Annotated in this window: 13 protein-coding genes; 6 read left to right on the top strand and 7 right to left on the bottom strand. The window is 68.3% G+C overall.

The window, feature by feature from the left end; genetic code table 11:
• Positions 1–62 precede the first annotated feature (62 nt).
• Positions 63–527 (top strand): excalibur calcium-binding domain-containing protein, encoded by a 465-nt coding sequence (locus tag H0264_RS29660; RefSeq protein ID WP_181580604.1) that lies wholly within the window; start codon positions 63–65, stop codon positions 525–527.
• A gap of 58 nt (positions 528–585) precedes the next feature.
• Here the strand turns inward: H0264_RS29660 and H0264_RS29665 are convergent, their stop codons facing one another.
• Both H0264_RS29665 and H0264_RS29670 read right to left on the bottom strand, forming a co-directional pair.
• Positions 586–2,151: an APC family permease gene (locus H0264_RS29665; RefSeq protein ID WP_231084929.1), complete on the bottom strand. Its 1,566-nt coding sequence runs from the start codon at positions 2,149–2,151 to the stop codon at positions 586–588.
• A gap of 58 nt (positions 2,152–2,209) precedes the next feature.
• Positions 2,210–3,922, bottom strand: a complete 1,713-nt coding sequence (locus H0264_RS29670; RefSeq protein ID WP_231084928.1) for a DEAD/DEAH box helicase — start codon at positions 3,920–3,922, stop codon at positions 2,210–2,212.
• Between the two features lie 122 nt (positions 3,923–4,044).
• Here H0264_RS29670 and H0264_RS29675 point away from each other — a divergent pair, with 122 nt between their 5' ends.
• A complete protein-coding gene (locus H0264_RS29675; protein WP_181580606.1) occupies positions 4,045–5,145 on the top strand; it encodes a YihY/virulence factor BrkB family protein in 1,101 nt (366 codons plus the stop codon).
• A gap of 6 nt (positions 5,146–5,151) precedes the next feature.
• Here the strand turns inward: H0264_RS29675 and H0264_RS29680 are convergent, their stop codons facing one another.
• Positions 5,152–6,516, bottom strand: a complete 1,365-nt coding sequence (locus H0264_RS29680) for a TerD family protein (RefSeq protein ID WP_181585915.1) — start codon at positions 6,514–6,516, stop codon at positions 5,152–5,154.
• Positions 6,517–6,715: 199 nt separating this feature from the next.
• On the opposite strand from H0264_RS29680, the gene H0264_RS29685 reads away from it, so the two are divergent.
• Both H0264_RS29685 and H0264_RS29690 read left to right on the top strand, forming a co-directional pair.
• Positions 6,716–7,432 carry a hypothetical protein gene (locus H0264_RS29685; protein WP_181580607.1) on the top strand — a complete coding sequence of 239 codons (717 nt, stop codon included), beginning with the start codon at positions 6,716–6,718 and terminating at the stop codon, positions 7,430–7,432.
• 14 nt (positions 7,433–7,446) lie between these two features.
• Positions 7,447–7,587 (top strand): hypothetical protein, encoded by a 141-nt coding sequence (locus H0264_RS29690; protein WP_181580608.1) that lies wholly within the window; start codon positions 7,447–7,449, stop codon positions 7,585–7,587.
• Between the two features lie 8 nt (positions 7,588–7,595).
• Here H0264_RS29690 and H0264_RS29695 read toward each other — a convergent pair whose 3' ends face one another.
• The 3 genes from H0264_RS29695 to H0264_RS29705 all read right to left on the bottom strand — a co-directional run bounded on the left by H0264_RS29695 (position 7,596) and on the right by H0264_RS29705 (position 10,875).
• Complete coding sequence (locus H0264_RS29695; protein ID WP_181580609.1) at positions 7,596–9,398, bottom strand: tetratricopeptide repeat protein; 1,803 nt, start codon at positions 9,396–9,398, stop codon at positions 7,596–7,598.
• A 79-nt stretch (positions 9,399–9,477) separates the two neighbouring features.
• On the bottom strand, positions 9,478–10,125 hold the full coding sequence (locus H0264_RS29700; RefSeq protein ID WP_181580610.1) for a DUF3558 family protein: 648 nt from the start codon (positions 10,123–10,125) through the stop codon (positions 9,478–9,480).
• 84 nt (positions 10,126–10,209) lie between these two features.
• Positions 10,210–10,875, bottom strand: coding sequence for a hypothetical protein (locus H0264_RS29705; RefSeq protein ID WP_181580611.1), 666 nt, complete (start codon positions 10,873–10,875; stop codon positions 10,210–10,212).
• A gap of 18 nt (positions 10,876–10,893) precedes the next feature.
• Here H0264_RS29705 and H0264_RS29710 point away from each other — a divergent pair, with 18 nt between their 5' ends.
• Entirely contained in the window at positions 10,894–11,064 is a 171-nt protein-coding gene (locus H0264_RS29710) for a hypothetical protein (RefSeq protein ID WP_181580612.1), read from the top strand.
• Positions 11,065–11,189: 125 nt separating this feature from the next.
• Positions 11,190–11,729, top strand: coding sequence for a TerD family protein (locus H0264_RS29715; RefSeq protein WP_181580613.1), 540 nt, complete (start codon positions 11,190–11,192; stop codon positions 11,727–11,729).
• Positions 11,730–11,736: 7 nt separating this feature from the next.
• On the opposite strand, the gene H0264_RS29720 is transcribed toward H0264_RS29715, so the two are convergent.
• Complete coding sequence (locus tag H0264_RS29720) at positions 11,737–12,117, bottom strand: cupredoxin domain-containing protein (protein WP_181580614.1); 381 nt, start codon at positions 12,115–12,117, stop codon at positions 11,737–11,739.
• Positions 12,118–12,149 lie beyond the last annotated feature (32 nt).

Raw genomic sequence — 12,149 nt, forward strand, 5'->3', positions numbered from 1 at the left:
GAGCAGGGGGACGACTGCTCGAATTCCCGGTCGTATCAACACATTCGAACCATGGGATTTGCATGAACTCTCGACATATCGTGCTGCTCGCGGCCTCCGCGCTCACGGCCACCGCACTGCTCACCGGCTGCGGCAGCAGCACCCGGTCGACCGCCACGTCGACCACGACCGTCAAGGCGACCACCACCGTCGCGGCCACCACCACGACCGCACCGACCACCACGACCTCCGCACTTCCGGTGGCGCCCACCACCGTTCGCGCCGGAGCGCCGTCCGCGCCCACCGTCCCGCCGGAACCGGCAGCGCCCACGACGGCGGTGGAGCTACCGCCCGCGCCGGAGATCGCCGACACCACGGAACCGCCCGCACCGCCCGTGCGCACGGTCGCGCCGACGACCACGGCCGCATCCGCCTACTACCAGAACTGCGCCGCCGCGCGAGCCGCGGGCGCGGCGCCGCTGCATCGCGGCGACCCCGGATACCGCGCGGGCCTGGATCGCGACAACGACGGCGTCGCCTGCGAGTGAGGCGCAGCCGGCGCGCGGCAGCCCGGATCGATCGGTGCTGTCCGCGCGCCTGGCCGGGTCAGGCGCGCGGCACCGCGCCCGGCTCGATCGCGTCCGACTCGATGATGGTCTCCGACGGCTGCGGCAGCCTGCGGGCCAGCACGTCACCGCGGAAGAACGGCGGCATCACCTTGGCCAGGATCAGATAGATCGGCACACCCAGCAGCAGCGTGCCCACACCCAGCAGGAAGGTGCTGCCGATGTGCCAGTGCGGTGGGAACGGCAGCTGCCAGGAGGCGGTGTCCTCGGCGGGCTGCCAGGAGGTGACGGCGGTCCAGCCGGCCGCGAACAGCAGCGCGAATCCACCGGCGGCGGGCAGCAGCCCCTTCATGACGAGAGTCCTTGGGCTGGTGGCGAATCGATCCCGGTACAGCCAAGCGCAGCTCACGCCGGTCAGTCCGTAGTACAGCCCGATGGAGATGCCGATGGCGGTCACCGCGTCCGCGATGAGACGGCCGCCGGAGGCGAAGTTCAGCACCACGTACAGCACGATCGACAGTCCGCCGAACATCCAGGTGGAGAACACCGGCGTCCGATACCGCGGATCGATCTTGGCGAAAGCCTTGGGCAGCGCGTGATGCAGCGCCATCGAATACGTGGTGCGCGCGGTCGGCAGAATCGTGGTCTGGGTGGAGGCCGCCGCCGAGGTGAGCACCATGAGGAACAGCAGGTGCACCAGCACCTGCCCGATCATGCCCTCGCCGAACACGGCCGCGCCGAGCGCGCCCAGCACATCGTCCACGTGCTCCGGATTGGCCAGCCCCAGCCCGTCGGTCCCGGTCCCCGCGAACGCCTGGGCGGCCACCGTGACCAGCAGATACAGCCCGACCAGCGTGATGGTCGAGAGCACCGCCGAGCGGCCGGGCGTATGCCGTGGATCCACGGTCTCCTGATTGACCGCGACCGCCGAATCCCAGCCCCAGTAGATGAACACCATCAACAGCAGCGCCGTCACGAAGTCGTTGAAGGAGCCGATCGCGAACGGGTTGAACCACTCCCAGTGCGGCAGGCTCGATCCGGCGGGCGCGTGCCCGAGCAGCACGCGGGTCAGCGCCACCACCGCGAACACCACCAGCATGCCGAATTCGATGGTGAGCAAGGACGATTGCAGCCGCGCCGAGGCGTCGATGCCGCGCACCGCCACCAGTGTCATGACGATCAGATAGACGATGCCCAGCAGCAGCACCCACGGGCTGGTCGCGTCCGAGCCGATGCCCTTCGCCCCGAACAGCAGGAAGGTGTACTGCGAGCTGATCTGCGCCAGGCTCGCCATGACCAGCAGATCCGACACCACGATGGCCCAGCCGGCCATCCAGCCGGTGAACGGCCCGAACGCCCGCGTGGCCCACACGAAGGTGGTGCCCGGATCCGGTTCCACCTCGTTGAGATCGCGATATCCGATGGCCACCAGCAACATCGGCACGAAGGCCAGCAGCACGATCACCGGCGATTGCAGCCCGACGGCGGCCACCACGAGTCCGAGGGTGGCGGTGATGCTGTACGCGGGTCCGGCCGAGGCCACGCCGATGACGACGCTCGAGGCCAGGGAGAGCGCACCGGATCGCAGGGTGCTGGGCGATGTCACCGGGTAAGAGTACGGGCAAAACCCCAGCAACTAGGAATCGGCCGACCGGTATGCCCGGCTACATCTTGCGCAGTTGCGCGATCCGCTGTTCCAGCTGGTCCGCGGTCGCCAAAGCGGTTGGCGGGCCACCGCATTCGCGACGTAGCTCACCGTGAATGACCCCGTGCGGTTTGCCGGTGCGATGGTGATGCATGGCCACCAGGCTGTTGAGTTCGCGACGCAATTCACTGAGCCGATCGGAGGTCGCGGCGCGTTCGGTGGCGGCGGCCACCCCGGCCCCGGATTCGGGCGCGGCGGCGGCGTTGCTGCGCTCCTTGATCTGACGTGCCTGCCGGTCGCGCAGCAGCGCCCGCATCTGGTCGGCGTCGAGCAGGCCCGGGATGCCGAGGTAATCGGCCTCCTCGTCGCTGCCGGAGAAGGTGGCGGTGCCGAACGAGTCACCGTCGTAGATGACCTGATCCAGTTCGGCGTCGGCGGCCAGGGCGATGAACTTGCGTTCCTCCTCGCCCGGCTCGTCCTTCTGCTTGTTGGCGTCGATGAGCAGTTCGTCGTCGAGGTCGCTCTTCTCGCGATGCGGCTTGCCGATCACGTGATCGCGCTGCAATTCCAGCTGCGCGGCCAGGTCCAGCAGCACCGGCACCGACGGCAGGAACACGCTCGCGGTCTCCCCGGCCTTGCGGGCACGCACGAAACGGCCGATGGCCTGCGCGAAGTACAGCGGGGTCGAGGCGCTGGTGGCGTACACGCCGACCGCCAGGCGCGGCACGTCGACGCCCTCGGACACCATGCGCACCGCGACCATCCACGGGTCGGTGTTGGCGCTGAACTCGTCGATGCGATCGGAGGAGCCCGGATCGTCGGAGAGCACGATGGTCGGCTTGGTGCCCGAAATGTGTTCCAGCAGTTCGGCGTAGTCGCGCGCCTTCTCCTGGTCGGTGGCGATGACCAGGCCGCCCGCATCGGGCATGCCGGTGGCGCGCAGCTGGCGCAGGCGGGTGTCGGCGGCGGTGAGCACCTTCGACATCCAGTCGCCGGCGGGGTCCAGGGCGGTGCGCCAGGCGCGGGCGGTCTGCTCGGCGTTCAGCGGCTCACCCAGGCGGGCGGAATACTCCTCGCCCGCGCTGTCGCGCCACTGCGCCTCACCGGAGTAGGCGAGGAACACGACGGGCCGCACGACGCCGTCGGCGAGCGCCTCGGAGTAGCCGTAGGTGTGGTCGGCGCGCGACTTCTCGAAACCGCTGGAATCGACCTCGTAGGTGATGAACGGGATCTTGGAGTCGTCGCTGCGGAACGGGGTACCGGTCAGCGCCAGTCTTCGGGTCGCGTCCCCGAACGCCTCCTCGACGCCTTCACCCCAGCTCTTGGCGTCGCCGGCGTGGTGCACCTCGTCGAAGATGACCAGGGTGCGCCGATTCTCGGTGCGCACACGGTGTTTGAACGGATGCGAGGCGACCTGCGCGTAGGTGACGACCACGCCGTGATAGTCGGCGGAGGTGGTGCCGGTGGCATTGGAGAAGTTGGAATCCAGCTGGATGCCGTTGCGCGCGGCCGAGGCCGCCCACTGATGCTTGAGGTGCTCGGTGGGCGCGACCACCGTCACCTGATCGACCGTGCGGTCGGCGAGCAGTTCGGCGGCGATGCGCAGCGCGAACGTCGTCTTACCAGCACCCGGCGTCGCGACCGCGAGAAAGTCCCGTGGCTTCGACGTCAGATACTTGGTGAGAGCCCTACGCTGCCATGCACGAAGCGAACCGCCACCACCCGAAGTCACTCGACAGAGAGTAGCGATCCGAACCGACACCGCACCAATCCGACACAGCCCGTTGTAGTGCCGCACGACACATCGCGGGTCCGCGCACAATCCTTTCGCTGGTGAGCGATGCTTAGGCCACCATGAACGAGCACGACCCTCCCCCTGGACACTCCGGCGAGTCCCCGCCGGAGTCGCTCCCGTCCCCGGCGGAACCGGCGCGGGTGCGCACCGTCACACGGCTGCGCCGCATCCCGGAGCTCGTGACCCATGTCGCGGTGAAAGCCTGGGACGATTCGATATTCGCCAAGTCGGCCGCGGCCGCGTTCTGGCAGACGCTGTCGCTGGCGCCGCTGCTGCTGGGTCTGCTCGGCAGCCTCGGCTATGTCGGGCACTGGTTCGGGCCCGACACCGTCGACATCGTGCAGGCGAAGATTCTGAGCTTCAGCCGGAACCTGTTCAGTCCCAGCGTGGTCGACGATCTGATCGCGCCGACCGTCAACGATGTGCTGCGCAAGGGGCACGGCGGGGTGGTGTCGGTGGGTTTCGTGCTGTCGCTGTGGGCCGGGTCCTCGGCCATGGCCACCTTCGTCGATGCCATCACCGCCGCGCACGGGCAGGCCGAGGCGCGGCACCCGGTGTGGCAGCGGGTGTTCGCCCTGCTGCTGTACGTGGGGTTCCTGCTCGCCTCGGTGCTGATCCTGCCGCTGGTCGCGCTGGGGCCTTCGCTCATCGGGCGCGTGCTACCCGAGGGCTGGAAGGAACCCGGGCTACGCCTGATCGACGCGTTCTACTACCCTGGCACGGCGTTTCTGCTCATCATCGGCCTGACCACGCTCTACAAGCTGGCACTGCATCGCACGCTGCCGTGGCATCGGCTGTTCGGCGGGGCACTGGTGGCGGGCGTGTTCTTCATGGGGGCGAGCGAGGTCCTGCGCCGGTACCTGTCGTGGATCACCAAAACCGGCATCAGCTACGGGGCGCTGGCCACCCCGATCGCCTTCCTGCTGTTCACGTTCTTCCTCGGCTTCGCCGTCATTCTCGGCGCCGAATTCAATGCCAGCGTGCAGGAATTCTGGCCGGCCCGCGCCACCCGGCTCTCCCAGATCAAGGCGTGGTGGCATGCGCGGCAGCGGCAGCACGCCGAGCCGCGCGCGGACGAGGGTGCGGTGGCAGCGGACCCCGCGGATCCGAATCCCGCACCCTCCTCCCGGACCGGTCAGTCCCGGTCCTTGCGCCTGTAGCTGCGCCTAGTCCTTGCCGCGACCGGCGCGAACCTCGAAGCCCCAGTTGTACATTCGGTTGATCTCGGAGACGCCGCCGCCGGGCTGACCGGCCGGCGGGCGGATGAAGGTGCACTGGCGGTGCACCACCATCTCGCCGTTGACGTTCTCGATGAGTGCGAGCACCGCGTCGCGGGAATCGTCGACGCAGCCGCTCAGCGAGATCTCGATGGGCAGGCTGTTGACCGGGAACAGGGTCGCGGTCGCCTCCACGTTCCGGAAATCGCGTGCACCCTCGTAGACCGAGGTGAACACCAGAATGCGTTTGAAGAACTTGGCGAAATCCAGGTTGATGTCGAGGTTTTCACCGGTGGCGCTGGCGCCGGTGCGGTCGTCCTGATCGAGGCGGATGAACGGCGGATTGTGCAGATCGCCGAAGCGGCGGTCCAGGGCGCGCACGGAACCGATTGCGCCATTGACCAATTCGTAGAAGCAGCACAGGTCCAGGTCGATGCCGCCCTGTCCGCTCTTGCGGCCGCCGAACAGGCCACGCCGGTTGTTGGTCCAGTTGAGGTTGACGCGCATGACGCCGCCGGTCGCGCCGGACTTGGTCAGCGAGACCGTCGGCGATTCCTTGGTCAGCGAGATCTTGGTCAGATTGACCGGTGCGCCGCCGGTGGGCGCGGGCTGCGGCGGGGGCGGCGCGAACTGCTGCTGGGCCGGCGGGGCGTACTGCTGCTGCGGCGGGGGCGGCGGCGCGTACTGCTGCTGCGGCGGCTGGTACTGCGGCTGCGGCGGCACGGGCGGCGGCGGGGTGTACGGCTGCGCCGGCGGGGTGTGCTGCTGAGCCGGTGGCGTGTACTGCTGCGTCGGCGCCGGCTCGTCCACCGAGATCCCGAAATCGGTTGCCAGGCCACCCAATCCGGTGTTGTAACCCTGCCCGACGGCGCGGAACTTCCACGCGCCCTGGCGGCGGTAGAGCTCACCGAGCACGAAGGCGGTCTCGGTGGTGGCGTCGGCGCTGTCGAAGCGCGCCACCTCGTGGCCGTTGGCGGCGTCCACCACGCGCACGTACAGGCTGCGGAACTGCCCGAAACTGCCGCCGTCCGCCGAGGCCGCGATCACGATGGTCTCGATCTGCGGTTCCACCCGCGCCAGATCCACCGACAGCGCGTCGACCACCGTCGGCCCGCGCTGCTTGCCCTCGTAGCGCACCGCACCGGAGGGGTGCGAGGGCTGGTTGTAGAACACGAAGTCATTGTCGGACCGGACTTTTCCCCCGACGAGCAGTAGCGCGGACCCGTCCGCATCCGGAATTCCCGGCCCCGATTGCCACCCCAGTTCGACGCGAACGGCGTTCATCGGCACCGGAACATTGGCACCCTTCATCATCGACACCCTTGCAACCTATACGAACCGGCCGACCGCCACGACCGCTCCGCGAAGCACCGCAGGCTTTTTCGGACCGGCCCGAACCACACCGGCGATGCGGAATTCCCTGTCCGGCGGGGGTGTCATCGCAATACAATTCGAGGAGATCGCCCGCAGGTATTCATCTAGTTCGACCCTCTCGAGAGGGGTAACGGCCGACATGATCACCGCCAGATTCGCCGCCGCCTTCGCCGCAGTCGTCACCCTCGCCGGGGCGCTGCTGGTCGGGGCCTCGGGCAGCGCCACCGCCTACGGACCGTATTCCTGCGCTCCGGACAATATCCTGCAACCCACCGCGGAACTGTTCGGCACCTGGAACCGGGACACCATCACCGACCCCGCCGACCCTCGGCTCAACGACCCGCTCACCCAGTTCGAACTGGAGGTGAACCTCACCGCCGCCATGGAACTGGGCCTGACCGTCCACTCCGAACCCATCGACGGCGTCTTCTGGTCCGAACAGTCCCAGCAGATCACCTACGAACCGGCCCGCCGCTTCGAACTGGCCTGCACCGGCCAGGACAACCTCTGCTGGATCGCCGACGACCTGCGCGTGCGCTACAGCCAGGAGGCCGTCCTCGGCATCGAGTTCCTCCCCGCCGACCACGAACGCGCCGACGGTTTCCTGGTCCGCGTCCCCGGCGTGAACAACATCCGCCTGCACGACGCCCTGCTGGCCGACCCGGCCGCCCGCGACACCCTCGGCGGCGGCTCGGTCACCGAGGACGGCACCCTCATCCTGGTCGCCGACCGCGCCGACCTGAGCACGGTCCGCTCCTTCGTCGAAGGCATGGGCGCCCACTGGGATCCGACCACCGTCCGCTACGGCGACCGCCAGCTCGTCACCGGCTACTGCTTCCCCGGCGTCTACTTCTGAGGCACCCTGAAGAAATGAAGTACGACCCCCTGGACCTCGAACTCGGCCTGCTCGACAACAACACCTGCATGCTCGAGGTCGTCCAGGACGAGCTGCTCGGCGTAGCGGACGCCGAGCAGGCCGGCAACGAACAGGCCGACGCCGACCGAAACTGATCAACCGGTCACTCCGGTTCACCGGCGGTCGCATCCCGGGCGTAGGCCAGGAACCGGTCGTGCACCCACGGACAGGCCAGCACGAGCCCGCAGATCGATTCCAGGATGGTCACCGGACGCGATTGCTGCGCCTGGGCAAGGTCCACCATCCGCCGGCAGATCGCGAATCCGATGTCCGCACGAGTTTCCGGATGCGTCCACGCGACCGCGACCAGCGCCACCGCTGCGGCCTCGCACACCCAATCCTCGGGACCCCGCAGCAGGTTGAAAAGGACCGCGCGACGCGTGGATTCGGGCCAGAGCTCGTCGGTGCGATGGTGTGCGATGCCCAGGCAGGCGAACACCTGCACGGCACGAACCCACAAATCCGGGCACCGCCCCAGGAGGTCGCGGAACTCATCGTCGCGAGGCTCGGGCGGATGCACCAGCACGCCGATCAGATCCGGCAGCGCCAGATCGGCGAGCGTCACCGAGAAGTCGTAGGCGGCGGGTAGATGCGGCCAGCGCAAGTGCACTGTCTGCCTGATCTTTTCGGCCGCCTCCGGGTGCGGAGCAGGTACGGCGGGCACCGCGGTGCGCGCGTCGTCCGGATAGCGCCACACCACGGCGCCCGCCGGATCCCATTCCAGGCCGGGGATTCTGGGGTCGGGGTCACCGACCTCCGAGACCTCGATGACGGCTGCGCGCAGCACCGAGCGCAAGGTCATCATGGCGCTCGGTGGCTCGATCATGGACACCGCGCCGGTGAATCGGTGCTCCCGGTGGTCCGGATACTCGATCGCCTGCCGCAGCATGTTCACCAGCGCCTCCGTCGCGGGTGGCACGTGACCGAGCCAGGCCGGGGCACTGCTGTATCGGACCAGCAGCTCGTCGGCATAGTGATGGTCGGGATGCGCGCGGAGATGATCGGCCAGTGCGACCAGATGCCGGAGGTCACCGTCGATGCGGTATTGCAGTCCGTGCCAGGCGGGCGCTGCCTTCTCGTGCGCCGGGTCAGCCGCCAATACCGTTTCCAGCCATGGCAATCCGAGCTCGGGCCGTCCGGTGTCGGCGTACAGCTCGGCCAGATCGACGGCCAGGTAGTCTTCCGACGGATCACGCCGCAGCTGGTCGGACCACACCGCGATCGCCTCGTCGGCGCGGCCTGTCGCCCGATACACCTGCCCCAGCATGACGCTCGTGAGGTTGCTCGGCTCCCGCCGATGTGCTTGCACCGCCCAGGATTCCGCGCGTTCGAACGCGGTGAGACGCCGCGCCAGCCCGGACCCGATCGCAAGCAGGCGGATATCCTCACACCGCTGATCGACAGCGGCACACAGCAATTCGACCAGCGGCGCGAGGGTCCGCCGCCCCGACTCCGGAACCGGTTCCGGCAGTGCCCGGTTGAGTGCGAGCAGCGCCTCCAGCACCGTGTCGGCGCTCAAGGTGGCGGCGAGTTCCGGGCGGCCGAGCCATGGCACCTGCGCCCACGGGAGATTCGGATCGAACGCGACGAGCTGGGCGAGCAACGACACCGCGGCATCCCACCGTCCGGCGGCGGCCAGCAGATGTGTCCGCGCGGCCATCGCCCCGGCGTACGGCTCGGTTGTCGGATAGAACTCCAGCGCAGCCTCAGCTCCCCCGGCCGCCACCGCGAGCCGCGCCAGACTCTCGTGTGCCTCGGGCAGTGCGGGAGACGAATGCAATGCGGCCCCAATATGATTCGCCGCATGTGACAGGTCCCCGCTGTCCAGGGCGAGTACCGCCACCGCGACCTCGCCCTGCGCCTCGACCCTGCTGTCGCCGACCCCGTCGTGCGTTTCCGACACCACTACCGCTTCCCGTCATCCGCGCGGGTGCCGATTCGCCCCGCGGGCACATGATCTCCGACCCGGCGCTCACCGCCCACTCTCACGGCAGCGAACTGAACAGTTTGCTGCCCAGGACGTTCGCGTCCTTGCACGGGTCACCGGCATCGGTCTGGACGCGGGTATTGCGGACGAAGAACTCGATGCTGCCGAATGCGGCCGGGGTGGCGACGTAGCAGGCGAGTTTGTGGGTGTCCGCGACATTGCGGTAGATGACCACCTGGCGGCCGTAGTACTCGGTCTTGCGGAGGTCGGTGTAGGTGCCGGGTTCGAGCATGTCGTCGATCGTGCGACCGGAGGCGACGATCGTCAGCTCGAAGGTCCGGTCGGTGGCCTGCCACTTGCAGGTCTTGCGGACCGGAAGTCTCGGGTCGGAGACGCGCTCCTCGGTGGCGGTGTCCACGCTCGCCCCGGTGAGAGCGGAATCCGAGAGTGTGCACGGATCCCAGAGGGCGGTATCCGACGCCGGATTCTCCGTAGCGGAAGTGGCTGGGGCGGAGGTGGTTTCGGCGGGGGTGGGTACGGTGGTTCCGCCGTCGCGCTCATCCGTGCGGGGCGAGGTCGACACGCTCGCGGGCACCGAGGGGCTTGCGGTCGTGGGCGGCGCATCCGTCTCGGCCGCGGTGGAACAACCGGTGAGCAGTATCGCGGCGGCGCCGAACGCGGCTGCGGCGATGGCGAATTTCTTCATCAGGTGTCCTGTTCTGCGGAGAACCCGCATCGGAGAACCTGACTGTAGGAACCGGAGGAAGGCTCACACCATCGGGCGAATGCCCTAATCGGCAGTCTGTGTCTGCGGAATGTTCACCGCGATCTCGCCGCCGAGGTGGTAGCCGTCGGCCAGGCGCAGGTTGTCGCCGCTCCAGAAGCGGCCGGGGTCATACCAATTGGGCCGCTTCTCCGGGAGCAGGCCCATGGCCTGGTAGGTGAGGGCGACGATTTCCGCGCAGTACGCGTTCTCCAGCCCGACCTCGGCTTCGCGGGTGCGCGAACGCTTCGGCAGCGGCACCCGGCCGCGCAGCCAGCGTCCCGCCAGCGCGCTGGTGGACGGGAAGGGCATGCCGTCCAGGCGCGCAACCGTTTTCAGTGCGGCGTCTTCCATCTCGCGGGTGACGGGCCGATCCAGCTGGCGAATCCACGCCTGCTGCTCGTACTCCCCGGTCCACCGCAGGACCGCCGCCCGCAGATCGTGCAACTGCGCGCCGCGGTGATGGTTGCCCGACCAGATGTCGGGCAGCGCCCGGCCGAGCTCGGCATGCCAGATCAACGCGGGCAGGTCGTCGATGACCACCGCCATCCCGACATGGTTGACCGGACTGTTGGTCAGCCCCCGGATCGCCAGGTCGGCGCCGGAATGTCCACGGAACAGCCATAAATCGCCGGTCCGGGTGAGATCCACGGCTTCATCCAATTCGAGAGTCGAGCGCGCGTCGCGTGGCACGGCGACTAGCCTAGGCGTATGCGCTGGTGGAAAGTACTCGGCTTGGCCGGAGCCGCGGGTGTCGCGGCGACCGGGGTCGTCATCGTGCGGTCCGAACGCAAACGCCGCGCCTACACCCCGGATCAGGTCCGCGCCCGGCTACACGCCCGCCTCGACGATCAGGCCGAGCCCACCGGCACCGCGCGCTGATCCGGCCCGGGTTGCCGGAGGTTCCGAATACCCGCGCGGAAGACCGTGCATCCCAGCCGAAGCCGCTAGTCTGCTTGCGACAGAACGCTTTCAGCCCACGGGGCAGAAACGGGGGCAGGTCGCTCGTGACATTTCCGCTACGCGACGCGCAGGGCGCCGACATCGTCTACCTCAGTGTCGGTCTGGGCTGGGATCCGGCTCGCCGCAAGCGATTCGGCAAGCAGTACGAGATCGACCTGAATGTCGCGGCCATGATCTACAGCGGCACGGATCTGGTCGACGTGGTCTACCACGAGCAGATGCTGTCCACCGACCAAGCGGTCCGCCTGCACGGCGACAATCTGACCGGCGAAGGCCCCGGCGACGACGAGATCATCACCGTGGATCTGACTCGCATCGAGTCGTACGTGACCGCGGTGCTCTTCGTCGTCACCTGCTACACCGGGCAGGACCTGGCCGGCGTCGAGAACGCCTTCTGCCGCATGGTGAATACCGCCACCGCCGCCGAATTGGCTCGCTACGACATCGCTTCCGTCCCCGGCACGGGTTTCATCATGGGTGGCTTGTTCCGGCCCACCGGCAGCTGGGAGTTCCGCGAGATCAACCAGGGCATCCAGGCCCAGCATCCGGTGGAGGCCACCGCCCATCTCGGCCGCTACCTCTAGCTCGCCGTCACCACACGTGAATCGTTCCCCAGCAACCCGTGCCCGCGCTCCCCGACACTGTGGGCGTCATGAGTTCGAAGGGAATCGACCCGGGCGGCTGCGCGCCGACCACGACCCGGGCGTGCGGATTGAAGTAGGCGCTGGGCAGGATCTTCCGGATCTTCAGCGACGGAATCCGGAACTCCGACTGATCGGTGAACTGGAAGCTGGTGTCGATGTCGACATTGAACGGAGTGTCCGCCGGGACGTTGAGTTCGGTCGTCGAACAGTAGCCATTGTGGAATCCGAGCTGCACGGTCGGCAGGTCCGCGTGGGCCGGCGGCGCGGCGATCGCGACCGCCGCGGCGACGGTCACGGCCCCGAGCAGGTTGTGGTGCATGCTCCTCATGATCGATCCCTTTCGTACCCGACCCGAAACGA

The sequence above is a fragment of the Nocardia huaxiensis genome, from assembly GCF_013744875.1.
In the GTDB taxonomy this organism is placed as follows: domain Bacteria; phylum Actinomycetota; class Actinomycetes; order Mycobacteriales; family Mycobacteriaceae; genus Nocardia; species Nocardia huaxiensis.